Source organism: Kribbella catacumbae DSM 19601 (assembly GCF_000372465.1).
In the GTDB taxonomy this organism is placed as follows: domain Bacteria; phylum Actinomycetota; class Actinomycetes; order Propionibacteriales; family Kribbellaceae; genus Kribbella; species Kribbella catacumbae.
Genome location: NZ_AQUZ01000011.1, coordinates 163,779 through 189,428 on the forward strand (window position 1 = coordinate 163,779; position 25,650 = coordinate 189,428).

Below are 25,650 nucleotides of genomic sequence, written 5' to 3' on the forward strand. Positions count from 1 at the left end.
CCGTAACCCGGCCTATTCCCGTCCGCGGAGTGAGCCGCATCATTCCGGTGGGGCTGGCGAAAAGGTCACTCGACCTGATGCTTGCCCTCACCGGGATGGTGCTGGCTGCGCCGGTGCTGCTGGCCATCTATCTGTGGATCCGGCTGACCAGCCCAGGTCCCGGCCTGTTCCGCCAGGTGCGGCTCGGTGCCGATCAGCGTGAGTTCGTCATGTTCAAGTTCCGCACCATGCGGACCGACGCCGATCCGGCGGTGCACCAGGAGTACATCGCGAGGATGGCGGCTGGCCAGGTCGAGAAGGTCGACGGCCTCTACAAGCTGCACCGGGATCCGCGGATCACCAGCGCGGGCAGGTTCCTCCGCAAGACCAGCATCGACGAGTTGCCACAGCTGCTGAACGTACTGCGCGGCGAGATGTCGCTGGTCGGGCCGCGGCCGGTCCTGCCGTTCGAGGCCGAACTCTTCCCGGACTGGGCGGCGGACCGGTTCGAGGTCAAGCCCGGCCTGACCGGTCTGTGGCAGGTGAGTGGCCGCAACAGGCTGACGATGACCGAGGGCCTGCGCTACGACCTCGAGTACGTCGCCAACCGAAGTGTCCGGATGGACCTGCTGATCATCCTGAAGACCATTCCGGCCGTTCTCGGGGGAGCGCGTTGACCACAGCCGATCAAAGCAAGCAGCTTGCGTCGTCGGAGCCGGTGGCCGGTTCCGACGACGAACTGCTGCGTGATCTGACCAGCGGCAGCGGTACTGCACGCGACTCGGTCACTGTCGGTGCATGGACGGCTCTGAGCCGTGGTACCGGCGTGGTCCGGGTGGTCGTGATCGGGGCCGTCCTCGGCCCGACCTTTCTCGGCAACACCTACCAGCTGACCAACTCACTGCCGAACCTCATCTACTACGGGTTCCTGGCCGGTTCGTTGTTCGTGTCGTTGCTAGTCCCAGCACTCGTCCAGCACATCGACAAGCACCGCCCGAAGGACGTTGCGAGAGTCAGCGGGGGATTCCTCGGCATCGCTCTCGTGCTGCTGGCCATGCTCGCGCCCGTGGCCGTAGTACTGCTTCCTGAGCTTCTGCGCGTGACCTCCCTCGGCGGTGTCGGCCTCAGCGGCTCGGAACTCCAGGACAGCGGCCAGATCGGCGTCACCAGGCTGTTGATCCTGCTGACCATCCCGCAGGTCTTCCTGTACGCCGTAGTGGGCTCGGCGACCGCCGTCATGTACGCGCATCGCCGCTTCGCCCTAGCTGCCGCCGCCCCGCTGGTCGAGAACCTGGGCATCATCCTCGTCCTGGTTCTCGTCGGCATGACCTACGGAACCGGCAAAGAGCTGGGCTCGCAGTCGACCGGGGAGGTACTCCTGCTCGGCCTCGGGTCGACAGGTGCGGTCGCCTTGCACGCAGCGATCCAGTGGTGGGGAGCCCGCCGGTCAGGCATCCTCCTGCGTCCACGGGCCGGCTGGCGCGATCCCGAAGTGCTCGTAACGATCCGGAAGGCGCTGCGCTCGGTCAGCCAGGCGGGTCTGCTCGCCCTACAGCTCCTGGCGTTGTTGCTGGTCTCGAACCGGGTCGCAGGCGGTACTGTCGCCATACAGATGGCGTTGAACTTCTACTATCTGCCGATCGCGCTGGCTGCGACCCCAGTGGCCTTGGCGCTGCTGCCGAGGCTGTCGCGACTACACCAGAGTGACTCGACGGACGAATTCACGGGCACGTTCATCCAGGGGTTGGGGCTGGCCTTGTTCATGGCGATCCCCGCGGCGGTCGGCTTCGTCGTACTGGCCGATCCGATCGCGCACACCATCGCGGCCGGGCAGATGGCTTCGCCCGACGGCGTGCGGATGATCGCTGCCGGGCTTGCCGCGCTAGCGCTCGGTCTGGTCGGTGAGACGACGTTCTACGTGACCACCCAGGCGGCGTACGCGCGCGGTGACACCAGGACGCCACTGGTGTCGATGGCCCTGCAGGCGGGCATCTGCCTCACCCTGTGCGGCTTGGCGGCCTTCGCCCGGCCGAGCTTGTTGCTCCCGGCAATCGGTGCCGCGTACGCCGTGGCCGCGGTCATCGGCGGGGCGCACCTGTTCCTGCAGATGAGCCGGGGCTGGCCGCGGCGGGAGCTGTGGGCCTCCCTCGGCCGGATCGCGGTCGGCTCGGTCGTGATGGCGGTACCGGCGTACTTCAGTGCGCACCTGATCAGCTCGAACCTCGGCGGCAGGCCGGGGCAGGCGCTAGCGTTGGTTGCCGGCGCCGCCGTCGGTGTGCTCACGTTCGGCGTCACCCAGCTGGTACTGCGCTCGCCGGAGCTCGCCTGGTTGACCGCGGGACTCCGGGGTCGGCGTACTGCCAGTCAGGAGACCGGATGACGGTCGCTGCTCCAAGTGCGGTGTTCGGAACCGGTCAGGCGACTGAGCGGCCTCGTCGGCTGCGCTTGGACCTGGCCGCCCTAGTGGTGGCCGGTGTCTGTCTCCCGGTTCTGACCGGCGCTTTGGTGGCAGTGTCGGCGACGCTGGCGCTCGCGGTGGCCGCAGTGATCGCACTGTCCGTACTGGTCTGGCGCAAGCCCGTCGTGGCGGCGTACTTGATCATCGCGCTGACTCCGCTGGTGGCCGGCATCGACCGCGGCCGCCTAGTGCCCGTACTGCGTCCGAACGAGGCGCTGGCCGTCTTCCTGGCCGGCATCCTGGCGCTGAGGTTCTTCGTCCAGTACCGCCCCGGTACTCCGTTGCGGTTGCGGATCGGCCGGATCGAGGCGTCGCTGGTCGCCATCGCGATCAGCAGCTCGATCCTGCCGCTGGCCTGGATGTTCCTGCAGGCCAAGGAGATCTCGGCCGACGACATCTCCTATGCGCTGGTGCTCTGGAAGTTCCTCGGCGTCTACGGCATCGTCCGCGCGACCGTGCACACCCAGCGGCAGGTCTGGTGCTGCCTGTGGGCGTCGATCGGCTCGGCCTTCATCCTCGGCGGGCTCGGCATCCTGCAGACCCTCGACGTGCCCGGTATCCGCCCGCTGCTGATGACGTACTGGACGCCGTTCGGGTTCGAGGAGCAGCTGGAGATCCCGCGCGGCAGCTCGACGCTTTCGTTGCCAGCAGCAACTGCTGACGTGCTGATCTTCAACCTGGCGATCGCGGTGGCGATGCTGTGGAAGGGTCGCCGGCAGATCGCGATCCTGGTGACGGCCTGCCTGGTCTGCGTGATCGGCACCTTCGCCGCGGGTGAGTTCTCCAGCGTGCTCGGCCTGATAGTCGCGGTGGTCTGCATCGCGCTGGCGCTGCGCCGGCTCGACCTGCTGAGCTACGCGCCGGTCGGGCTGTCCATCGCGGTGATCGCCGCCTGGCCCGCGGTCACCCACCGGCTGGAGGGTTTCCAGTCGGCCAGCGGTCTGCCGAACAGCTGGATCGTGCGCTGGTACAACCTGGAGACCTACTTCTGGCCGGACCTGTTCCAGGGGTCGAACATTCTTTTCGGCGTCCGGCCGTCAGCCCGGGTGGAGGTACTGACCCAGGGCACTGGCTACGTCTGGATCGAGAGCGGTTACACCTGGTTGCTGTGGGGTGGTGGGATCCCCCTTTTCGCAGCGTTCTGCTGGTTCGTCAGGGTCTCCCTGAAGGAGTTGTGGGCCCGCTGCCAGAACCTGGTGGACTGGAGCGCCGTAGCGGCCGTCGCCGCTTTCACCGCGGTCGTGGTCATCGTCGTCCTGATGAACTTCGACCCGCATCTGACCTATCGGGGCACCGCGGACCTGCTCTTCGCGCTGCTCGCGCTGGCTGCCGTCGGTAAGGATCCGCCGGACACAGCTGAGCGACAAGTACTACAGAAGACTGTCGGAGAGCGTCAACGGGGGGCGATGATGAGGTCAGAAGACACTACGGGAGTGCCCAGATGAGCCGGTTCAGTCATGGCAGCGCGACATCACGGGGGATCGTTCGCAGCTATCTGTGGGTGATAATCCTGGTCACGCTGCTGACGGCGGCCGCCGCCGGAGCCACTGTGATGGCCCGTCCGAAGGTGTACGTCGGTGCCGCCCAGGTGGTCGTCTACCCGGACGCCGCTCGTGGTGGTGGCTCGGTGGCGCCCGACATGGGCACCGAGCGCGAGGTGGCGAACTCCGGTCTCGTCTCGGTCGCAGCGGCCAAGGCGATGGGCATCGGCGTCACCGAGGCGACCGAGGCGCTCTCGGTCTCCGTGCCGGTCGACGCCCACGTGCTGCAGTTCAAGTACACCTCGGCGAACCGCTCGCAGGCGCTGGCCGGTGCGGCCGCGTTCACCGAGGCCTACATCGACTACCGCAACAAGGGCCGGACGACGAAACTCGCCGAGGTGATCTCCCCGGCGACCGTGCCGACCGACCCGAAGGAGGCGAACCTCCCGCTGATCATCGGCCTCGGCCTGGTGCTCGGCGTGATGCTCGGCATCGGTTTCGCCTTCGTCTGGGACCGCGTCCGCGGCCGGCTCAGAGGAGCCGCCGACGTCACCCGGCAGACCGGACTGCCCGTGCTCGCCCAGGTCCCAGCCATCAAGCAGTACTTCCCGCTGGCGCCACAGGTCGGACCGTCGACACCTTCACGCGAGGTCTTCGGCTACCTGGCGGCGCATCTGACCACCCTGACGACGAGGGGCAAGGGCGCCTCGCTGCTGGTCACCAGCCCGTCGCCGGTGGCCGGCAAGACCACTGTCGCCGCGCACCTGGCGATCGCGATGGCTGCCACCGGCAAGGAGGTCGTGCTGATCGGAGGCGACCTGAGGCACCCCGATCTGCACCTACTGTTTGGGCTCCCGCTGACGCCGGGGCTGACCGACGTACTGGCTGACTCGAGCAAGCTGGAGCGGTCGGTGCAGTCGACCGAGTTCGTCAACCTGCGGGTGCTGCCGGGCGGTACGCCGCGGATGGGCGCCTGGTTCAACGTCGAGGACCTCGAACTGTTGCTGCAGGCACTCTCCAAGCACTCGTTCGTCATCGTCGACGCGCCGACCGCGATCGGCGCGACCGAATCGGCCGTGCTGGCCGGGCGGACCGACTTCACCCTGCTGGTCGTGGACGGCCAGCGGGGCTCACGTGCGACAGCCGCGGAGGCAGTCTCGGCACTCAACGGGGTCGGTGGAAATCTCATCGGCTGCGTGACGAACAGCCCGCGGTCGCGGCGGTTCAAGCGCAAGACAGTGCCGGCGTCCTTCGAGCCACGAAGCCGTCAGGAGGAGGAGCGGGCCGACGGCGACCCGGTCGGTGACGGCCCGGTTGCCAAGTCCTCGCATGTCGGACACTGACCGGATGCGTCTGCAGAGCCGGTTGCATAGGCGCGTACTGCGGGGCCTGGTTGCACTGACGACCCTGGCGGGTGTCTACGTCGCGTTGCCGGGGTTGCACAGCCCGGGGGACAATCCGCCGCCGGCCGAGGGCTACTGGCAGACCATGCCGACAGGGTCCTGGGCCCAGCTACCGAGCGAGGCCGAGTGCAAGGACCGGGTGCACCGGTCGAAGTGGGAGCCGCGCCCGGGCAACCGCACGCCCAACGAGACGATGCCGGCCGTAGAAGCAGTGCGCACCTCGCTGGCAGCCCGGCCGCGGGCAACCCCCGCGGAAGCGTACGACGCTCGCTGGGACAGCCTGCTGCTGGCCCGGGTCACCGGACACCACACCGGTACTACGGACGAGAACATCCAGTGGGCAGCCTGCAAGTGGGGTCTCGCCGACAACCTGGTCCGGGCCGTCGCGCTGACCGAGTCCACCTGGTACCAGAAGGACCTCTACCCGTCCGGCGCCTGCGTGGAGAAGCGCGGCTGCGGTGACCTGTTCCCAGGGCCGACTGCGGCCTCGCGCGTGTACTGCAACGAGATCAAGCTCGCCGGCTACGACTACCAGCGCGACTACGGCCAGGACCTGTGCCCGAAGACGTTCTCGATCATCGGCGTGATGTCGTGGCACGATCCGGCCTGGGGCCGGATGTCCGGCAACCAGAACGGGACCTTCCCGTTCAACCGCGACTCGACGGCCTTCGCGCTCGACTACTACGGCGCCTACATCCGTGGCTGCCTCGAGGGCTGGGCCTGGTGGCTGACCGGCAAGGACAACCCGGTCGATCCCGCCAAGCGGCTGGACGGTTGTATCGGTGCCTGGTTCGCGGGCGCCTGGCGTACGAAGCCTGCCGACGACTACATCGCCCTGGTGCAGAAGACGATGCGGGAGCGGCCCTGGCTGAACAGGACCTGGGCCTCACCGTCAGCCGTTTGCTCCTGGCTCCGCGGTTGCGGCGGCAACGGCTGACGGGTCGCAGCCGATCGCCTTCAGGTAGATGGGCGTCTGCCGCTCCCAGGCCAGCTGCTCGGTGATCAACCGCCGGCCGGTGTCGCCGAGCTGCTTGCGGGTGGTCGGGTCGTCCAGCAGGGCGACCACCTCGGAGGCGATCGTGGGGACGTCGCCGGCGGGCGTGAACACCCCGGCGCCGTCGGCGAGCAGCCTGCTCTCCTGCAGGTCGAAACAGACCACCGGAAGCCCCTGAGCCATGTACTCCATCACCTTCACCGGCGACACCTCCACCTGGAGGCTGCAGTCGATGCCGAGGTCCGCCGTCGCCAGGTAGCTGAACAGCTCCTTCTCGGGAATCCAGCCAGGGAAGGTGATCCAGCGCTCCAGTCCCAGCTCGATCGTCAGCTGGCGGAGCTCGTCGAGGCACTCGCCGTCGCCGAGGATGACGAAGCCACAGTCCTCCCGGCCGAGGTCGCGGACCACGTACTCCGCCACCTTCACCACCAGGTCGACCCGGTCCTGGCGGCCCATCTTGCCGCACCACGCGACCAGGTAGCGGTGCTCGCCGTGCAGGCTCGGCTCGGGCACCGCGAGCGAAGTACGGGCTAGCACTGGGCCGTTGTAGACAAGGGAGACGGCACCTCCCCGTTCATTCGCCCCCTTTTCACCCTCTTTGGACCTCCCCGGTCGACGGCGAACAAGCCGGGAGGGTGAAAAGGGGGCGAATGAACGGGGAGGTGCTCCGGCTTCCACCATCCGGTTCTTCAGGTAGGAGTTCACCGTGAGGCTGTGGTGGGCGACTCGCTGACTACGCCGTTCGAGCCAGTGCAGCGCCTTGAGCATGAGCTTGGGCGGTTCGTCGTACCGGTTGCCGAGCAGTTCGGGCATCAGGTCCCGCTGGTCGACCAGGATCCGGGTACCGGCCCAGCGCAGTACCCAGGCCAGCGGGAAGTAGATGTCCGGTGGCTGGCAGATCTGCAGTACGTCGATCCGTCCGCGCAGCCGCAACCGCAACAGGTACCAGCTGGCCCAGGCGAAGGACTGCAGATACTCGCCGACATACCCCACCGGCCCTGACGGCTGCTTGGGCGCGGGGTACTCGTAGATCGTCAGTCCCGGTACGTCGCGGTAGCGGTCGTTGTCGTCGTCGCGCATGGTGATGACCGACAGCTCTACACCGGCAGCCAGGAGGTCGTCCACCTGCTTGCGCAGCCGGGTGTCGACTCCCAGCGCGACGTTCTCAACAATGACCGCAACGTGCATACCTAGGCCTCCTGGTCGGCAAGTACTGCGTGTTTAACCTGACCGCGGCCCGCAGCGGGTCCCGTTAACGTCCAACCGTCAGGGCTCTGCCGTAGCTCAGTGGAGGCTCGGTCACGCCACCACGACGCCACCTCTCGCGGCAGTGCCTGCCAGGCCGTCTCATCGCCCTGGAACTCGTCCAGCAGTTGCTGCCACCCTTTGGCCAGTCGCGGGTCGACGGCGTAGTCCGGATGCGCGAGCACCAGCACCATCCCGCGCCGGTCCCGGATCTCGCGAGCCTTGCTGACCCACAACTCACCGTCCTCATGCTGCAGGATCTCGAATAGCGTGTGGTCCTGCGGCAGCGTGATCGGCAGCTCGACCAGGTCCTCGTTGAAGAACGGCAGGTAGGTGCAGCAGCCACCGGGCTGTGGCTCATAGGGGTCCGTGTCCGTGTACGACGAGTCGTAGTCGAAGCCCATCGTCGGCATCAGCTCCCAGGACCGCTGGGTCGCGGGGGAGCGGAACCCGACCGCACCCCACCTGTCCGCATGCTTGCGCATCGCCGGCAGCCGCTGGCCCAGCAGCCGCTTGGACGCCACGTCCCGCCCGTCATGCCGCAGGCCGTGTACTCCGACCTCGCACCCGTCGGCGGTCACCTTGGCGACCGTCTCGTCCGAGACCTCATACCGCTCGGCCACGAAGTTCCAGGAAGACCGGTAGCCCCTATCGCGCTCCGGTGCCCGCAGCAGCTCCATTTCGTCGCGCCCGAAGGCCGTCTCGACGTCATGGGTGAGCACCATCGCCCAGGACCGCCCGTCCGGCCACAGGTCGATCCACGGCACCGGCGTACCGGCCAGGCGGGTGGTCAGGTCGAACAGCCAGTCATAGAACGTGTGCAGGCTGTGTTCGATCGGCCAGGCTGGGAAGGACGGTGTGTTCTGGTGCCTTGCGAGCGTCCGGCGCATCCGTAGCTGCAGTGGCCGGGGGAGCAGCGGGCGGACGACGTAGTACCCCTGGACCATGCCCTTGCGGAGCAGGCGCTTGATGTTGGCACTACCGACTGTCTTGTAGCGCTCTGACCAGAGGAAGGTCATCGCCTCGCCGGGGTCGAGCGGCAGGAACACGTTGCCCTGCTGGTCTTCCCACACGGCCCCGACCTCGGTGCCGTGGCTGTCGAGGATGGGCTCGACCTTGCGCCAGCTGTCGTCGACCGGGGACAACGCAGTACCGGTGTAGAGGTGGCAGACGATCGAGAAGCCGGCCAGTTGGTAGCGACCGGCCCTGTAGTCGCTGCGCGCCGGTCGTCCGCCGGCAGCTCGGACCCAAGTGAGCTGGCGGCCGGAGGTGCCTGCCGTGATCGTCCCTAGCCGAGTCTCCAGCGCATCGCCGCTGAGGTCGTACGGAACGCGGAAGTAGTCGAAGAAGGCGAAGGCATGCGTCGACTCGAACATCACAACCCCCGCTTGAAGAACAGGTAGGGCAGCAGCGCCACCTCGTACAGGCCAGGCAGCGGGTCCTTGAGGCTGAACACCGCCTCCGCCTGCACCCCGCGGAAGGTCTTCAGGTACGGCCCGACCTTCAGCTTCCCGGCCTTGATGTCCAGTACTGCGTTCGGCAGGTCGGTCGCCAGCCGGAGCCAGCGGACACCCGCACGGGCCTGGCACTCGGTCACCGGGAGCCCCAACTGGTCGCGGTAGACCAGGTAGGGGAAGTCGGCGCCCGCTGTGTAGCCGAGCGAGTGGTAGCCCCAGGTCCGGGCATTCACGTCCAGCAGCTTGTACTGCCCGTCCCGCTGGTCATGCTTGTACTCGAGTTCGACCAGCCCGTAGTACCCGATGTCGCGCAGGAAGGTCAGCGAGTGCTTGGCCAGCTCCGGCAGCTCGATCGTCTCCACGAACGTGCTCGCCCGGCCGAAGTCGGACGGGTGCTGGCGCAGCCGGCGGACCGTCATCTCAGCGACGGCCTCGCCGTCCTTGAAGAACGCGCAGTACCCGAACTGCTGGTCACCGCCGCCGGGGATCAGCTCCTGGACGATCACCTCGGCCGCGCCGACGATGTCGACCGCCTTCCGGTACGCCGCTTCGAGCTCAGCCCGGGTGTCCACTCGCCAGGCCTTGGCCCGGGTCTCGTAGAAGAAGTTCTCCTTGATCGCCGGCTTCAGGATCACCGGTGACTCGAGGTCGATCTGGTCCAGGTCGGCGAACGACTCAGGGAACCAGCAGCGGGGGATCGGGATCCCGAGCCGCTCAGCACGCTGATAGGTCTCCCGCTTGTCCCAGGCAGGCTGCACAGCCTCCCAGGCAGGCGTCGGCAGCTTGTAGTACTGACTGAGCTCTTCGCGGTTCGCTGCGATCGCGGCGACGGTCTCTTCCCTGGTCGGGTACAGGACCGAGCCCTGCAGGCCGAGCCGGGTGCAGGCGTCGATGAGGATCCGGACCGTCTCGTCGGCGTCCCGGAGCTCCGGCACGCGCTCATGGCCGGTGGCGTACCGGGACACGCGCGAGATGGACCGCTCGTCGTCCAGGACCGTCACCGGTACGCCGTACCGGCCGAGGCTGCGAACGATGCCGAGGCCCTGGTAGTCGCCCCCGACGACTACCGCCCCTACTCCTGAACCCGAACCGGCTGCCTTGCGGAACGGGCGCTTGCTCATACCCCGTCGCCTGTCGGTTCCAGTCGGCCGGCACCGCTCGGAGCGGTCTTGCGCCTGCTGTTGCGAACCAGCCGCGTGAGCGACTCCGCGCCGTACCAGCCGCCCGCGACGAACCGCATCAGCGGGCCGAAGCTCCGGGCGCCTGGTGCACCGAGGAAGTGCAGACCAGGAACGGAAGACTCCATGCCGGGCTTGAGCACCGGGTAGCCGTCGACAGCCCGGACCTGAAGCGCCAGGGCCGGGTCGAGGAACGGGTAGCGCTGGATGTCGACCTTGTACCCCGTACCGAACATCAGGTGGTCGACCTCGCGGGCACTGCCGTCACTCAACTCGACGTGCAGCCGATCGCCTACGGCTTTGGCACTCGTCACCGAGACGCCAGTGCCGATCGGTACGCCGACCAGCCGCGGGATGAGCCACGCGGCACCGGCTGGCCGGATCGCGCGGTAGGCCATCGGGCCCTGGATCGCCCGCGGCAGGCTGGTGAACAGCCCTGGCTTGGCGACGATCTTGGAGATCCCCATCGGGCCGACATCGGTCGGCGCGTAGACCAGCGGTACGAGCCGCGGACCGAGGAGCCGGTGGTACTTGCCGCCGTGCAGCCAGTTCAGCTTCTCGGCCCGGGCGACCACCTCGACAGCGGCGCCGGCTTCGCTCATCAGAGCAGCCGACTCCAGCGCACTCTGCCCGCCGCCGACCACGAGAACCTCTTGGTTCTTGAAGACCGACAGATCCTTGTGGTCAGCCGTGTGCGACGCAAGGTGCCTGGGCAGCCCGGAAGCCAACTCGGGCCGGTTGACGAAGTCCGCGATCCCGGCCGCGACCACCAGGCGCCGAGCCCTGAGTTGCGTCTCGTCGCCCAGCGTGAGCACGAACCCGTCGCCGTTCGCGGCGGCCCGCTTGACCCAGCGGCGATCCACGTCCGGCGCGACCTTCGACTGCACCCAGGTGCCGTACGCGATGAAGTCGTCCAGTGGCACCGGCTTGGTCACCTCGGCACCGGTCTCGGCCAGATAGGAATCCAGCGCGAGCGGTCCCTCGTACTCCGCGATACAGGTCGCGGTCCAGTTCGATCTCAGCAGCATTCCCGCCGGCATGGTCCGCCAGAACGACATCGGGTCGCCGAAGATGCGGACCTCTTCACCTGCCCGGCGAAGATGTGCGGCTGCGGCCAGGCCATGCGGGCCCGCGCCAAGGACAGCAATAGCTGTCTCGTCCATCTGTGGTCTCCCCCCACCTCTGAACACTCCCCCCGGAGCTTTCGCCAGTATGGCCCATCCGTCGCCCTACGTCACGGGTCTGCCGGGTGAACACACCTCCTACGTTCATTCGCCCCCTTTTCACCCCTTCGGTGGCAGCTCATCGGCGGGCCGGGGCAAGTAGGGGTGAAAAGGGGGCGAATGAACGTAAGAGGTTGACCCGGCAGCGAGGGTGTCCCTGTGGCCTGGACTGTGCTACCCGCGCGATAAGGTCCCTGGGTACCCGGGGCCACGGGACAAAGCTGTCGAACGGAAGGCGGATCGTAACCATGAGCGTCGGTGAAGTCGCGGGGCTGATAGCAGCCTGCGCACTGCTCATCTTGGTGGGCCTGCTGGCCTATCCGATCCTGAAGCTCGGCAAGGTGTTCGACGAGACCCGGATCATGGTGAAGGGGGTTTCGGACTCCAGCGTTCCGTTGCTCGGCGAGGTGACGAACACGGTCGCGACGACGAACGCCCAGCTGGCGAAGGTGGACACGATCACCGACAACGCCACCACCGTGACAACCAACGCGGCCGCCTTGGCGTCTTTGTTCGCGGCGACCGCGGGCGGTCCGCTGGTGAAGGCAGCCGCCTTCACCTACGGCGTCCGCAAGGCGCTCGGCGAGAGCCAGCGCCGCGATGTGTCCCGCCGGGTGAAGGACGAGATGAAGGCCGAGCGCAAGGCGAAGAAGCGGGGTGACGTGTGATGAAGCGGATCCTGTGGCTGATCATCGGCATCCTGGTCGGCGTCTACGCGGTGACCCGGCTGAAGAAGCGGGCCCAGCAGCTCGCGCCGGACAGCCTGCAGCAGTCGGCGGAGAAGGTGGCCAGCGCGATCCGGCACTTCGGCGACGAAGTACGGGCCGGGATGGCCGAGCGGGAGACCGAGCTGCGCGACGCGCTCGGGATAGACGAAGCGGCAAACCAAAGAAATTCAACACAGCGTGAGGACTACCGGTAACACCATGGATACCAGTGAAGTTCGCCGGCGGTTCCTGACTTACTTCGAGGAGCGCGGCCACACGGTGGTGCCGAGCGCGCCGCTGCCGTCTCCGGACCCGAACCTTCTGTTCAACGTGGCCGGGATGGCCCAGTTCGTGCCGTACTTCGTCGGCCAGCAGACGCCGCCGTACGCGCGCGCCACCAGCGTGCAGAAGTGTGTCCGGACCCTCGACATCGAGGAGGTCGGCAAGACCACCCGGCACGGCACGTTCTTCCAGATGAACGGCAACTTCTCCTTCGGTGACTACTTCAAGGAGCAGGCCGTCCAGTACGCCTGGGAGCTGGTCACCAAGCCGCAGAGCGAGGGCGGCTACGGTTTCGACGAGTCGGTCCTCTACGCCTCGGTGTACTACGAGGACGACGAGGCGATCGACATCTGGAAGCGGGTCGCCGGGCTGCCCGACGACCGGATCGTCCGGCTCGGGATGAAGGACAACTTCTGGTCGATGGGCATCCCGGGTCCGTGCGGCCCGTGCTCGGAGATCCTGATCGACCGCGGCCCGGAGTTCGGCGCCGACCGGGACTGGGAAGCGGGCGACCGCTACCTGGAGTTCTGGAACCTGGTCTTCATGCAGAACATCCGCGGTGAGGGTGGCGGCAAGGAGGGCTACCCGATCCTCGGCGAGCTGCCGAAGAAGAACATCGACACCGGGCTTGGCCTGGAGCGGGTCGCGTACCTGCTGCAGGGCGTCGACAACATGTACGAGATCGACGAGATCTACCCGGTGATCGAGAAGGCGTCCGAGCTGAGCGGCCGCAAGTACGGCACCGACCAGGTCGACGACGTCCGGTTCCGGGTGATCGCGGACCACGTCCGCAGCGCGCTGATGCTGATCGGCGACGGCGTCACCCCGGGCAACGAGCAGGGCGGCTACGTACTGCGCCGGCTGCTGCGCCGCTCGATCCGGTCGATGCGCCTGCTCGGCTACGAGGACCCCAGCCTGGTCGAGCTGCTGCCGACCAGCCTGGAGCAGATGAAGAAGTCGTACCCCGAGCTGGAAGCCGACTTCCCGCGGATCAGCCAGATCGCGTACGCCGAGGAGGAGGCCTTCCGGCGTACTCTGACGGCCGGGACGAGCATCTTCGACCTGGCGGTGAAGAACCTGAAGGCCGCCGGTGGTGTGCAGGTGGCCGGCAACCAGGCCTTCCAGTTGCACGACACGTACGGCTTCCCGATCGACCTGACCGTCGAGATGGCTGCCGAGCAGGGCCTGCAGGTGGACACCGAGGGCTTCCGGTCGCTGATGAAGGAACAGCGCGACCGGGCCAAGGCGGACGCGCGGGCGAAGAAGGCCGGTCACGCGGACACCTCGGGCTACCGCGAGCTGCGCGAGAAGGGCGCCACCCAGTTCACCGGGTACGACGAACTGGCGACCGACTCGCAGATCCGCGGCGTACTGCGCGAAGGCGTGGTGGCGAGTGCTGCCGAGCAGGGCGAGACCGTCGAGGTCGTGCTCGAGAAGACGCCGTTCTACGCGGAGTCGGGTGGCCAGATCGCCGACGAGGGGCTGATCGTCGGTGACGGGTTCAAGCTGAAGGTGCTCGACGTCCAGCGGCCGGTCAAGGGTCTGATCGTGCACCGGGTCGAGGTCGTGGAAGGCGTCCTCCAGCCGGGTCTGGATGTGCACGCGCAGGTGGACAAGGAGTGGCGGATCTCCGCTTGTCAGGCGCACTCCGGTACGCACGTCGTGCACGCCGCCCTGCGGCAGGTGCTCGGGCCGACCGCGTTGCAGAGCGGTTCGTACAACAAGCCCGGCTACCTGCGGCTCGACTTCGCCTGGTCGTCGTCGCTGGACCAGGCCACGCGGAGTGAGATCGAAGAGGTCGCGAACCTCGCCGTTCGGCAGGACCTGCAGGTCTCCGCGCAGTACATGTCGCTGCCGGAGGCGCGGGACTGGGGTGCGCTGGCGCTGTTCGGCGAAACCTATGACGACTCCGTCCGGGTCGTGGAGATCGGTGGCCCCTGGTCGCGCGAGCTCTGCGGTGGGACGCACGTCAAGCACTCCTCACAGGTCGGTGCGCTGACCGTGACGAGCGAGTCGTCGGTCGGCGCGGGGGTTCGCCGGCTGGAGGCGTTCGTCGGGATGGAGGCGCTGCACTACCTGGGTCGCGAGCGGGCGCTCGTGCGGCTGCTGTCAGAGAACCTGAAGACCCGGCCGGAGGAGCTGCCCGCGAAGGTGGCCGATCTGTCCGAGCGACTCCGGGCTGCTGAGAAGGAGCTGGAGAAGGTCCGCGCCGGTCAGGTGCTGGCTGCCGCGGCGGAGCTGGCGAAGAGCCCGAAGGACGTCTTCGGGGTCGCGTACGTCGGCCATCGGGCGCCGGACGGCGTGAACGGCGGCGACCTGCGGAAGCTGGCGCTCGACGTCCGCGGCCGCATGCCGGCCGACAAGCCGGCCGTCGTCGCAGTACTGAGCGTCAACGACGGCAAGCCCGGCGTAGTGATCGCCCTCAACGACACCGCCCGCGAATGGCGCCTCAAGGCCGGCGACCTGGTCCGAGTGGCAGCCGAGCAGCTGGGCGGCCGAGGCGGCGGCAAGGACGACGTAGCCCAAGGCGGTGGCACAGACCCCTCCGGCGCCGACCAATCCCTCAGCGCCGTAGAACACGCCATCGGCCAACTAGTAACCGGCTAACCGTGAACAACACCCGCTCCCAGACGGTAAACAGCACGGGGCCTACACAGTGCTGTTGTGTTGTATGGACCTGTGGCGGGGCACACTAATGCGCCGGGGCGTGCGGGTTGCGCTTGATGTTGGCGATGCCCGGATCGGGGTGGCCAGTAGTGATCCGCACGGGATTTTGGCTACTCCAGTGGAGACGGTTCGTGTGGGACCAGGTGCGCTGGAGCGGGTTGTTGGGCTGGTGGCCGAGCTTGAGGCGTTCGAGGTGGTGATCGGGTTGCCCCGGTCGCTGTCGGGTGGTGAGGGGCCGGCAGCGGTCAAGATCCGCGATACTGCCGCGCAGCTCGACGTACTGCTGAAGAAGGCGAGCTCGGAGGTGGAGTTGCGGCTGGTGGACGAGCGGTTCACCACGGTCACCGCCGAGCGGATGCTCCGGGAACGGGGTAAGAAGGGCTCCAAGCGGCGGGCCGTGGTCGACCAGGCCGCGGCGGTCGTGATTCTGCAACACGCGCTCGACTTCGAGCGTGAGACCGGCAACCCACCCGGGAGGCCCCTGTGAACGGAACATCGGTGAACGAAGACCGTGAGGACCTGGACGACGACCTCGGCCTGCGCCCGGACAGCCGGGTAGAGCGCCGGGCGAACCGGCGCAAGACCCGCGCCCGGCGGGGATTCGGCTGCTTCGCCGGCCTGATCTCGCTGCTCGTCGTCGGTGCCCTGATCGGTGGGCTGGTGGTCGGCTTCGGCAAGGGCCGCGACGCGGTGGAGAAGATGTTCGCCGCCCCGGACTACGAGGGCGCCGGCACCAGCGCCACCGTCACCGTGGAGATCAGCTCGGGGCAGAGCGCGCAGGCGATCGCCGACACGCTGGAGAAGAAGGGCGTGGTGAAGAGCGCCAAGGCGTTCGAGCGGGTCGCCCGCGACGATCCACGGTCCAAGAAGATCCAGGCCAACACCTACACGCTGAAGAAGGAGATGTCGGCCAAGTCGGCGCTCGAGCTGCTGCTCGACACGGCGAAGTCGGTGCTCGTCACCCGGTTCACGATCCCGCCCGCCCGCACGAAGGCCGAGGTCGTCGCGCTGCTGCAGAAGAGCAAGTCGGTCAAGCTGCCCGCCGGCGCCGCGCAGGCCGCGATGAACCGGCCGCAGACGCTCAAGCTGCCGTCGTACGCCAAGAACAACGCGGAAGGCTTCCTGTTCCCCGGCACGTACGACGTACCGAAGGAAGCAGGAGCGAACCTGATCCTGCGGATGGCCACCGCCGGCTTCACCAAGGCCGCGAACGAGTTGCAGCTGGCCCAGACCGCCAAGCGCAAGAAGCTCGACCCGTACCAGGCCGTGATCGTCGCCAGCATCATCGGCGCCGAGACGAACCGTCCGGAGGACTACGCCAAGGTCGCCCGGGTGATCTACAACCGGCTGCAGGCGGGCAAGAGGCTGCAGATGGACTCGACGATCCACTACGTGGTCGGCCGGGACGGCGGCGTCTTCACCTCGGACGAGCAGCGCGAGACGGATTCGCCGTACAACACCTACAAGTACGCCGGTCTGCCGCCGACCCCGATCAACTCGCCGAACAAGGACACCCTGCGGGCGGCGCTGAACCCGGCGGCGGGAAGCTGGATGTACTTCACCCTGGTCAACCTCGACACCGGCGAGACCCTTTTCGCGAGCAGCGGAGAGGAGCACCAGGCAAACGTGAAGAAGCTGCAGGCTTGGTGCGCTGCACACACCGGCAGGTGCTGATGACCCGCTGTGCAGTGCTCGGTCAGCCGATCGCGCACTCGTTGTCGCCGGCCATGCACCGAGCGGCGTACGCCGAACTCGGACTTGACTGGCGGTACGACGCCTACGAGGTCGGCGAGGGCGAGTTGCGTGGCTTCCTGAGCACGCTGGGCGACGACGTCCGCGGGCTGTCCTTGACGATGCCGTTGAAGCGGGTCGCGCTCGACCTCGTCGACACGGTCGACCCGATCGCCGAGTTGATCGGCGCGGCGAACACGATGCTGTTCGAGCCCGACGGCTCGCGTTCGGCGCACAACACCGACGTACCGGGGTTGGTGGCGGCCTTTGCCGAGCGGGGGATCACCGGCGCGGACACGGCCGTAGTACTGGGTGGGGGAGCGACTGCCGCGTCGACCCTTGCTGCCTTGCGGGGCTTGAAGGTCAGTGAGGTGACGCTGGTCGTGCGCGATCTGGCGAAGGCCGAGCGGCTGCGGGATCTCGCGGCCGAGCTGGGCCTGAAGACCTCGGTGACGGATTTCGGGCAGGTCGAGCAGATCGGCGGTTTCGACCTGTGCGTTTCGACGCTGCCCGGTGGAGCCGTCGACCCGTGGGCGGAGCACTTCGCCCAGGTCGCCCCGGTGGTCTTCGATGTGGCCTACCACCCGTGGCCGACCCAGCTCGCGATCGTGGCGCACCGGATCGGTACAGAGCTGTTGAACGGCCTTGACCTGCTTGTGCATCAGGCGACCCTCCAGGTGGAGATGATGACAGGTAGGTCGCCCGCTCCTTTGGTGGCCATGAGAGCCGCCGCGCGTGAGGAGCTCGATGAGCGTGAGCAAGGTTGACCGCCGTACCCTGCTGAAGGCCGGTGGAGCGCTGGCAGCGATCGCGCTGACCAGTTGCTCGGAGACCAAGTCGGCCAGCGCCGGCTCCAGCGCCGCGAACCTGACCTCGGCCGGCCCTGACTGGGCTGGATTCCATGCAGGGCTCAAAGGCCGGGTGTACCGGCCTGGGCAGCCCGGCTATCCGACCGTGCGGCAACTCTTCAACCCGCGCTGGGACACGATCCAGCCGGCCGGTGTGGTCCGGGCCGCCGGTGCGAACGACGTCCGCGCGGCGATCCTGTTCGCGCGCAAGAACAAGCTCGTCTCGGTGCCGAAGAGCGGCGGCCATTCGTACGTCGGCGCCTCGACGGTGAGCAACGGCCTGGTCGTCGACGTCAGCGCGATGCGCTCGATGAGCTACTCGGGCAACGTGCTCACTGTCGGCGCCGGAGCGAAGCTGTACGACGTCCACGCGTTCCTCGACAAGCACGGCAAGTCGCTGCCGACCGGGACGTGCCCGACCGTTGGGATCGCGGGCCTCACCCTCGGCGGCGGGATGGGCGTACATACCCGCGCGTTCGGCCTGACCTGCGACCGGATCCAGTCGATGGGCGTGATCACCGCCGACGGCGTGGCCCGCAACGTCAGCGCGACGGTCGACCCTGACCTGTTCTGGGCGCTGCGCGGCGGTGGCGGCGGCAATCTCGGCATCGTGACGTCGTTCAAGCTGATCACGATCCCGGCCGCCAAGCTCGGCTTCTTCCGGCTGACCTGGCCGGAGGCGAAGGCGGCGGACGTCATCCGCGGCTGGCAGAAGTTCGCCGTCGCGGCGCCGATCACCGCCTGGGGCAACGTCCATATCAATGCCTTGAGCAACGGAACGCTGTCCATCCACGTGCTCGGCGTCTCCACCACCGGCAACGGCGCGGCCGCTGCCGCACAACTGGAGTCGTACGTCGGCTCGAAGGCCACCACCCGGACCTTCGCGGTCCGGACGCACATGGAGGCCGTGAAGTACCTGGGTGGCGGGACGACCAGCGCGCGGCAGGGCTTCCTGGCCGGCTCCGACGTACTGAAGCCGATGACCGCACCGACCATCGCTGCTCTGCTTGGTGCGGTGAAGACGGCGGCCCGGGCGAAGCTCCCGGCCGCGGCGATCCTCGACCCGCTGGGCGGTCAGGCCGCGAAGGTGCCGTCGGGCGGATCCTCGTGGGGCTGGCGCTCGGCGGTCGGCGTCGTCCAGTGGTACTCCGGTCTGGCCGCGCACCCGACGTCGGCGCAACTAAGGGCCGCGCAGACCTTCATCACGAACGGCCACCGCGCCGTCCGCCCATCGACCCTCGGCGGCTACGTGAACTATGTGGAGACGGGCCGCTCGGTCAGCACGTACTACGGCGCCAACTACCCCCGGCTCCAGACGGTCAAGAAGAAGTACGACCCGGCAAACTTCTTCCGCACGGGCTACACGATCGCCTGAATCCTAGCTCGCCCGGTCCCGGCCGCCGCGAAGGTCGAGCTTGCGCCGAAGCAGGACGGCACCCCGATGACAGGCACGACTCCGCCGCTGCGACTGACCTTCGCCTCGCCGCGGATCGTCTACCCGATGCGATTGAGCAAGGGCGCGAAGAATCCCCAGACGGTCACGGTGTACGTCGCGGCGCCGTACCGGGTGGATGCCTCGAAGCTTCCTGACGCGGACGTGAAACCGGAGCTCCTGTACGCCGGACGCGTCGATCGTGAGACCGATCCGCAACTGGCCGCGCCGACGTCGTTCCTGACGGCGTACTCGGCGACCTATCAGGAGCCGGGCCGGATCACCGACGACTTCGCCTTCACCCAGGCGGCGAACGACGACGAATTCCAGCGCGTTCGCTACGTCACCGAGAACGACGGGGCTGTGGACCACGATCGCCCTGCTGTTCGGCGGGCTACTGCTGATCGGGGCCGGTGCAGCACTGGTCGCCCGCCGGATGGTGAAGCGTACGTAAGTGCGATCTTTCGCACCTGTGGACAGAACCAGCCTGGCCGTTTGCAACCTTGCGGCTGCCTGGACCAGTAGAGCAAGGGGACCGATGTTTCCGTTCCCGCTGGAGTACTTGTGAATCCTCGCTGGAAGTCCCTCCTGTTGTCCGCGGCCGTCATGCTGGGCGCCGCAGCCTCACCAGCCGGCGCCGCCGCGCCATCGCCTGGAAGACCACCCGGAAAGACACCGCCGACTGCGAGCAAGGCCACGATCACGCTTCTCACCGGCGACCGGGTCGTGGTCACCAGCCGGCCAGGGCAGCGTGATCGGGTCGACTTTCTGCCCAGCCCGGGCAGCCGGTCGGCCAGCGCCGTGATCAGCTACTCGGGCGGCCACACGATCGCAGTACCGTCTACCGTTGCGGGCGACGTCCGCTCCGGGCGGCTCGACCGCTCGCTGTTCGACCTCACCACCCTGCTCGCCGAGGGCCGCGACGATGCCCACTCCAAGGGCCTGCCCGTCATCGTGGAGTACGCCGGTACGCCGAAGAGTGCAACGGCCGTGGCCGCGCGCGCAGCCCTCCGCGGTACGACGAAAACTCGCGTGCTGACCAGCATCGGCGCCCGGGCGGCCGTGGTGGACAAGACGAAGGCCAGCGACTTCTGGGAGTCGGTGACCCCGCAGGGTGAACGGGTCGCGGAGTCCATCCGTCGCGTCACTCTCGACCGCCGGGTCCAGGCTAGTTCCGATCTGAGTGTGCCGCAGATCGGCGCTCCCGCTGCCTGGCAGCGTGGCTTCACCGGGAAGGGTGTGAAGATCGCCGTCCTCGACACCGGGATCGACGCGAGCCACCCCGATCTCAAAGGCCGGCTCGCGGCCAGCCAGAACTTCACCGACGCACCAGACAGCTCGGACCACGTCGGCCACGGCACCCATGTCGCGGGAATCGCGGCCGGTGACGGCGCCGCATCCGGCGGCAAGTACAAGGGCGTAGCCCCGGAGGCGACGCTGCTGAACGGCAAGGTTCTCGCCGACGATGGCGGTGGCACCACCTCGGGCATCATCGCCGGTATGGAGTGGGCGGTTCAGCAGGGCGCAGCGGTGGTCAACATGAGCCTGGGTGGCGCGCCCAGCGACGGCACCGACGAGCTGTCGACGGCCCTCAACCGTCTCTCGCGCAGCAGCGGCACGCTGTTCGTGGTTGCGGCAGGCAACTGCCGTATGCCCGCCCCGGCACAAGTGACCACTCCAGCGGCGGCCGACGACGCGATCGCGGTCGGCAACCTGACCCGGAACGGTTCGCTCAACGCGAGCTCCTGCCGCGGCCCACGGGCCGGCAACGGCGCGCTCAAGCCGGAGATCTCGGCACCCGGCACGGACATCGTGGCAGCCCGCGCGGCCGGGACTGACCTTGGCGATCCCGTTGGCGACCACTACACCACGCTGACCGGCACCTCGATGGCCACACCTCACGTCGCCGGGGTCGCCGCTTTGATCGCTCAAGCGCACCCTGACTGGAAGACTGCCCAGCTCAGGGCTCGCCTCATGTCCACCGCGGACCCACAAGGCGCCCGCGTCCACGAGGAGGGTGCAGGCCGTGTCGACGCTGACCAGGCGACCGCAGGCGATGTCACTGTGGACACCGGTGAGCTGGAGCTGGGCATGCTGACCTGGCCGTATCCGGCCAAGGACACGGTCACCCGCCAGCTGACTTACAACAACCCCACGACCACTACGATCACTCTGCAACTTGCCGCCGCGATGGACCCGGCCGCCGCGGCTCCGAAGCTGAGCGCAACCGGGTTGGTGGTGCCGGCCAACGGCGAGGCGAGCGTCACGGTGACCGTCGACCGCGCGGCAGCAGGGTCGGGGACCTTCTCTGGACGAATCACCGCCACCGCGGCTGGTGCCGATCCGATGGTCACCACGTTCGGCTGGTACGCGGAGCCAGAGCGGCATGAGCTGACCGTCCACGGCATCGCCAAGGACGGACAGCCCGCGAACGCCGAACTCAACCTCGCCAGAGTAGACGGACCTCCGCCCCAGGTTCTGCCTGGCGAACTGTTCCTCCGGAACGGAACGGCGAAGCTGCGGCTCCCACCCGGCCGGTACGTCGTCACCAGCCCCTTCCTGCAGGACGCGACCGACACGGCCATCGGTGGCTTTACGCTGCTCTCCAGCGGCGAGATCGATCTCTCCGAGCCGGTCACGGCGACACTCGATGCCCGGAAGGCCGAGCCGGTGGAGCAGTCCGTGCAGGGCCGTCTGGATCTGATGCCGAGGGGCCGCGAGGTCGCCTATCTGATCAAGAAGACCGACGGCGTCCCCACCGGTGGCGTCGAGGTCATTCTGAACGGCAACCCGCAGCTCGCGACCGCGGTCCAGGGTGGCGTGGTGAGCACTGGCCGGTCGGAGTTCGCGATGGCGTCGAGGCTGGAGATCCCGCCGTACCGGGCCCGGACCGTCGGTGGGCCGGAGCTTGAGGTCCGCGACCTCTTCGGCGGGCCGCGCTTCACCGGGACCCGGCGGCTGGTGCCGGTCGATGCTGGTACGGCGCAACCCGGCGAGCTGACCGGTGTCCGCGGCAAACTGGCGCTGATCGCCTGGGCCGACTCCGACGATCGCCCCGTCGGCGACCTGGTCAAGGCCGCTCAGGACGCCGGTGCGGCCGGAGCGATGCTGTATAACCCCGACCGGCCCGGAGTCGAAGGGATGAGCGGGTTCTGGGCGTACATCGGCGCGGAGAAGGTGGTGATCCCGACTATGAGGATCAGCCGGGCTACCGCTCACGCCCTGGCCAGTCGACCAAAGCCGGTCGAGATCGTCGGCCTGGCTGTTACGCCGTACGTGTACGACCTGATGGAGGCGACGCAAGGCCAGATCCCGGCGAAGACGCAGGTCACCGTGACGCCCTCGCAGCTTGCGACCGTGCGTGAGTCGTTCGGCGCAAATGTCTCCGGGACGGAGACTTCGGAGGTGCGGGTCGGCACCGCCCCCGGCGGCACCCAATTCGGCAGGTACAACCTGTCGGCGTTCCCGGTGCCGTCGAGGCGGACGTCGTACGTGCAGGCGAATTCGATCGCCTGGCACAGTGAGCTCTTCTACAACAACGCCACGGGACCGGTGGCCAACGCGCACTCGGTGTTACGGTCCTATCACCCCGGCGAGCAGGTGAACCAGCGGTGGATGGCACCGGTGCTGGTCAGCGGACTCCCGGACGGCCGGAGCGAATGGGGCGGCGTTGAGTGGATCGACGACTTCTTCGTGTTCCAGGTGAGCCCGTTCGTGCGTCAGCAGGAGTTCGCCGGCCCGGTCGGCAATGTTGACTCCGAGCTCGTCCTGGAACGCAACGGCCAACAGGTCGGATCGACCGCCGACACCTCGCTCTGGATCGCCGACCTCCCGGACGACGCGGCTCAGTTCCGCGCGACCCTGACCACCCGACGGGACCTCGACTTCTGGAAGTACTCGAACCGCGTCCAGTCGACCTGGACCTGGACGTCGAAGGGCGGCCGGACAGAGGTGATGCCAATCATCACCGCGGACCTCGACCTGCCGGATGCCGACGCACTCGGCCGCGTCCGGGCCGGGCAGGCAGTGCCACTGACGTTCGGGCTCCGCCACCAGATCGGGGCGACTGCGAGCCAGTTCACCTCGGCTGACCTGAAGATGTCATACGACGGCTCGAACTGGACAAAGGTGCCGTTGACCGGTTCCGGCGACGGGACGTACACCGCGAGCATCACACACCCGGCCGCGGCAGCCGGCCAGGCACCATCACTGCGCCTGGTCGCGGTTGATGCCGACGGCAACAAATTGGAGCAGGAAGTCACCCGGGCGTACGGTCTGAGGTAGTACCCGTGAGGGGTGGCGTGATCAGCGCGCCAACCCTCACGGCCCGGCCGAACCCACGTCCGCCCCTGTTCTTGGCCACGACGCTGCCCGGGCCGTGGTTGTTGTCCACAGCCCGGCCTGACCAGTCGGCCTGGGTGGTCGTTGATCGTCTAGGCTGCTGGATCGTGCCGGCTGAGAACGCGTTGCTTGCCGCAGGGACCGGTGTGGTGCTCTGCGGAACTGCCGCGTTCGCGCTCGGCCCTTGGCTGATACGCCGCATCCCCGAGCCTGTGCTGGAGGAGGGCGACACCAAGCCGCCGTACGCCGAACTCGCCGGGCCGGGGACCAGGGCGGCGTACTGGTGTGGTGGGGCGGCGGCGGTCGCGGGTGGGCTGATCGGGTGGATGCTGGGGACGTCGGCCGGGCTGGCCGCGTGGTTGATCCTGGCGGTCGTGGGGGCGGTGCTCGGGTACATCGATGCCCGGACGAGGTACCTGCCGTCGGCGATCATCTGGCCGTCGTACGTGCTCGTCGGTCTGGCGCTGGTGGCCGGTGCGGCGGCGACGGGGGAGTGGGGGTCGCTGCGGCGGGCCGCGATCGCGGGGGTGATCGGGTTCGGAGTGTTCTACCTGCTCTGGTACGTGTTTCCGCGAGGGGTCGGCTTCGGCGACGTCAGGCTGTCCGGGCTGCTGAGCATCGCGTTGGGGTGGCTCGGCTGGGGCGAGCTGGTGGTCGGCCTGTACGGCGGGTTCTTCCTCGGCGCGGTGATCGGGATCGTGCTGACGGCGACGAAGGTGCTCAAACGCAAGCAACTGTTCCCGTTCGGGCCGTACATGCTCGTCGGCGCGCTAGTCGGCGTACTGGCTGGTCAGCAGTTGGAGAATCTCTACCTCGGCTGATCGGTGGCTCAGTCGATCGGTGGAGGGTTGGAGTCCGGGGTGCCGTGGAGTGAGCTGTATTACCAGGGCAACTACGCGAGGCTGCAACGGGTGAAGGCGACCTGGGACCCGCGTAATGTGTTCAGGCACAAGCTTTCCATCGAACCAGCCTGACGGCTGACCACGAACCGGCCGGGACGCCGGGCCTGATCCTCGGGGGACGGGCTGGGCGTCCCGGCCGTGCTTGCTTCTACCAGCCGGGGTAGCGCTCTTTCCAGGCGGTGTGTGGACCATAGTCGCCGTGCAGGCGGTTGCCCTGGGTGAACTCGAGCACGAGGTCGTCGGCCAGTTGCAGGATCGTGCCGCGGCCTTCGACGCCGAACACCAGCTCCGCCGGGAGAGCGGTCTCTCCGTGCAGTACGCCGAGGATGTTGCCGCAGATCGCTCCCGTGGAGTCGCTGTCGCCGGAGTGCGTGACCGCGAGCGCCAGCGCATCGAGGAACTGGTCTGGCTCGGGATACGCCAGCGCGCAGTACACGCCGATCGCGAGCGCCTCCTCGGCGATCCATCCACCCCCCAGCAACTCGACGGTCACCGGTCCGCGGCCGAGCTCTCCGGCCGCAAGCTCACGCGCGGTAGCGAGCGCAGTACTGGTCTCTTCGTGGCCTGGTTGTTCTGCGAGGAGGGTCTGTGTTGTGTCTAGGGCTGTGTTGAGCTCGGCGCCATGGTTGAGCTCACGGATGATCGCTGCGAGTGCACCTGAGGCGAGCTTGCCGGTCACATGGCCGTGCGTGTAGCCCGCGGCGTCCGCCGCCGCTTTGAAGACCCACTCCAGGCTCGGCTTGAGGAGCAGGCCGAAGGGCGCCACGCGCATCACGCCGCCGCATCCCTTGGAGTCGTTGGCCGCTTGCCCACCGAACTGCTTGATGCTGTCGCCGCCCTTGCGCGCCTCGGTCAGCGCCGAGAGACAGGTGTTGCCGGGAGCGCGCCGGGCATACAACCACTGCTCACCCTGCAGCCAACCTTCGCGCTCACCACTCGGCCCCGGCAGAAGCTGCGTGTCCAGCCATCTGTCATAGGCGTGATGCACGACCCCGACCGTGAACCCGAGCCCACGATCGGTCCGTACGCCGGCCCGGATCAGCCCTTCGACGGTGAACAAGGTCATCTGGGTGTCATCGGTCACCGTCCCAGCCGGCCATCCGGGGCCTCCGGCAACGAACTCCCGAACTCCATCGGGGTGCGCGGCAACGATCGACCGCCCGTCGTTGAACTCCACCGGCCCGCCCAGCGCGTCCCCGATCGCGCCTCCCAGCAGACATCCCCGGACCCGGGCTCGATACGCCTCGTCATCCGCGCGTGCCATCACGTTCCCCTCGATCGTTGAACAGTCGCACGAGAGTAGCCGGGGTAGTGCTAGCGCT

At 67.9% G+C, this 25,650-nt stretch carries 21 protein-coding genes; 16 read left to right on the forward strand and 5 right to left on the reverse strand.

Going from position 1 to position 25,650, the window contains the following annotated elements; genetic code table 11:
* Positions 1 to 29: 29 nt before the first annotated feature.
* Genes A3ES_RS0114345 through A3ES_RS0114365 form a run of 5 tightly spaced genes read left to right on the forward strand, consistent with a single transcriptional unit; the run spans position 30 to position 6,258 of the window.
* Positions 30 to 656, forward strand: coding sequence for a sugar transferase (locus A3ES_RS0114345; RefSeq protein ID WP_026162862.1), 627 nt, complete (start codon positions 30 to 32; stop codon positions 654 to 656).
* Positions 653 to 2,359, forward strand: a complete 1,707-nt coding sequence (gene murJ, locus A3ES_RS0114350; RefSeq protein ID WP_020387523.1) for a murein biosynthesis integral membrane protein MurJ — start codon at positions 653 to 655, stop codon at positions 2,357 to 2,359. The genes A3ES_RS0114345 and murJ overlap by 4 nt, the downstream gene beginning before the upstream one ends.
* Positions 2,356 to 3,882, forward strand: coding sequence for a hypothetical protein (locus A3ES_RS0114355; RefSeq protein WP_020387524.1), 1,527 nt, complete (start codon positions 2,356 to 2,358; stop codon positions 3,880 to 3,882). Before murJ ends, A3ES_RS0114355 begins: the two co-directional genes overlap by 4 nt.
* Positions 3,879 to 5,261: a tyrosine-protein kinase domain-containing protein gene (locus A3ES_RS0114360; protein ID WP_020387525.1), complete on the forward strand. Its 1,383-nt coding sequence runs from the start codon at positions 3,879 to 3,881 to the stop codon at positions 5,259 to 5,261. Before A3ES_RS0114355 ends, A3ES_RS0114360 begins: the two co-directional genes overlap by 4 nt.
* 4 nt (positions 5,262 to 5,265) lie before the next feature.
* Entirely contained in the window at positions 5,266 to 6,258 is a 993-nt protein-coding gene (locus tag A3ES_RS0114365; protein ID WP_157630504.1) for a hypothetical protein, read from the forward strand.
* Here A3ES_RS0114365 and A3ES_RS0114370 read toward each other — a convergent pair.
* From A3ES_RS0114370 to A3ES_RS0114385, 4 genes are read right to left on the reverse strand one after another with little or no spacing between them, the layout of a single operon-like run.
* Positions 6,214 to 7,503 (reverse strand): glycosyltransferase, encoded by a 1,290-nt coding sequence (locus tag A3ES_RS0114370; protein WP_020387527.1) that lies wholly within the window; start codon positions 7,501 to 7,503, stop codon positions 6,214 to 6,216. The genes A3ES_RS0114365 and A3ES_RS0114370 overlap by 45 nt on opposite strands.
* Before the next feature lie 2 nt (positions 7,504 to 7,505).
* Positions 7,506 to 8,936, reverse strand: coding sequence for a polysaccharide deacetylase family protein (locus tag A3ES_RS0114375; RefSeq protein ID WP_020387528.1), 1,431 nt, complete (start codon positions 8,934 to 8,936; stop codon positions 7,506 to 7,508).
* A complete protein-coding gene (locus tag A3ES_RS0114380) occupies positions 8,936 to 10,138 on the reverse strand; it encodes a carboxylate--amine ligase (protein WP_020387529.1) in 1,203 nt (400 codons plus the stop codon). The genes A3ES_RS0114375 and A3ES_RS0114380 overlap by 1 nt, the downstream gene beginning before the upstream one ends.
* Positions 10,135 to 11,358, reverse strand: coding sequence for an FAD-dependent oxidoreductase (locus A3ES_RS0114385; RefSeq protein ID WP_020387530.1), 1,224 nt, complete (start codon positions 11,356 to 11,358; stop codon positions 10,135 to 10,137). The genes A3ES_RS0114380 and A3ES_RS0114385 overlap by 4 nt, the downstream gene beginning before the upstream one ends.
* 308 nt (positions 11,359 to 11,666) lie before the next feature.
* Here A3ES_RS0114385 and A3ES_RS0114390 point away from each other — a divergent pair, with 308 nt between their 5' ends.
* The 11 genes from A3ES_RS0114390 (at position 11,667) to A3ES_RS56715 (ending at position 24,400) form a co-directional block, all read left to right on the forward strand.
* On the forward strand, positions 11,667 to 12,086 hold the full coding sequence (locus tag A3ES_RS0114390) for a DUF948 domain-containing protein (protein ID WP_020387531.1): 420 nt from the start codon (positions 11,667 to 11,669) through the stop codon (positions 12,084 to 12,086).
* Positions 12,086 to 12,340, forward strand: coding sequence for a DUF6167 family protein (locus A3ES_RS0114395; protein ID WP_063745958.1), 255 nt, complete (start codon positions 12,086 to 12,088; stop codon positions 12,338 to 12,340). The genes A3ES_RS0114390 and A3ES_RS0114395 overlap by 1 nt, the downstream gene beginning before the upstream one ends.
* Positions 12,341 to 12,344: 4 nt before the next feature.
* Complete coding sequence (alaS, locus tag A3ES_RS0114400; protein ID WP_020387533.1) at positions 12,345 to 15,014, forward strand: alanine--tRNA ligase; 2,670 nt, start codon at positions 12,345 to 12,347, stop codon at positions 15,012 to 15,014.
* Between the two features lie 88 nt (positions 15,015 to 15,102).
* The gene (ruvX, locus tag A3ES_RS0114405; RefSeq protein WP_026162863.1) at positions 15,103 to 15,561 is read left to right on the forward strand and encodes a Holliday junction resolvase RuvX; all 459 of its coding nucleotides are present in this window, start codon (positions 15,103 to 15,105) and stop codon (positions 15,559 to 15,561) included.
* Between the two features lie 11 nt (positions 15,562 to 15,572).
* On the forward strand, positions 15,573 to 16,748 hold the full coding sequence (gene mltG, locus A3ES_RS0114410) for an endolytic transglycosylase MltG (RefSeq protein WP_237744953.1): 1,176 nt from the start codon (positions 15,573 to 15,575) through the stop codon (positions 16,746 to 16,748).
* Positions 16,748 to 17,572: a shikimate dehydrogenase gene (locus tag A3ES_RS0114415; RefSeq protein WP_040454728.1), complete on the forward strand. Its 825-nt coding sequence runs from the start codon at positions 16,748 to 16,750 to the stop codon at positions 17,570 to 17,572. The genes mltG and A3ES_RS0114415 overlap by 1 nt, the downstream gene beginning before the upstream one ends.
* Complete coding sequence (locus tag A3ES_RS0114420) at positions 17,553 to 19,028, forward strand: FAD-binding oxidoreductase (protein ID WP_020387537.1); 1,476 nt, start codon at positions 17,553 to 17,555, stop codon at positions 19,026 to 19,028. The genes A3ES_RS0114415 and A3ES_RS0114420 overlap by 20 nt, the downstream gene beginning before the upstream one ends.
* Positions 19,029 to 19,610: a DUF2330 domain-containing protein gene (locus tag A3ES_RS0114425; protein ID WP_272944611.1), complete on the forward strand. Its 582-nt coding sequence runs from the start codon at positions 19,029 to 19,031 to the stop codon at positions 19,608 to 19,610.
* 39 nt (positions 19,611 to 19,649) lie between these two features.
* The gene (locus A3ES_RS0114430) at positions 19,650 to 23,369 is read left to right on the forward strand and encodes a S8 family peptidase (RefSeq protein ID WP_020387538.1); all 3,720 of its coding nucleotides are present in this window, start codon (positions 19,650 to 19,652) and stop codon (positions 23,367 to 23,369) included.
* A gap of 164 nt (positions 23,370 to 23,533) precedes the next feature.
* Positions 23,534 to 24,247 carry a prepilin peptidase gene (locus A3ES_RS0114435; protein ID WP_157630506.1) on the forward strand — a complete coding sequence of 238 codons (714 nt, stop codon included), beginning with the start codon at positions 23,534 to 23,536 and terminating at the stop codon, positions 24,245 to 24,247.
* A 39-nt stretch (positions 24,248 to 24,286) separates the two neighbouring features.
* Positions 24,287 to 24,400: a BBE domain-containing protein gene (locus A3ES_RS56715; RefSeq protein ID WP_272944612.1), complete on the forward strand. Its 114-nt coding sequence runs from the start codon at positions 24,287 to 24,289 to the stop codon at positions 24,398 to 24,400.
* A gap of 76 nt (positions 24,401 to 24,476) precedes the next feature.
* Here the strand turns inward: A3ES_RS56715 and A3ES_RS0114440 are convergent, their stop codons facing one another.
* Positions 24,477 to 25,592: an ADP-ribosylglycohydrolase family protein gene (locus A3ES_RS0114440; protein ID WP_020387540.1), complete on the reverse strand. Its 1,116-nt coding sequence runs from the start codon at positions 25,590 to 25,592 to the stop codon at positions 24,477 to 24,479.
* Positions 25,593 to 25,650 lie beyond the last annotated feature (58 nt).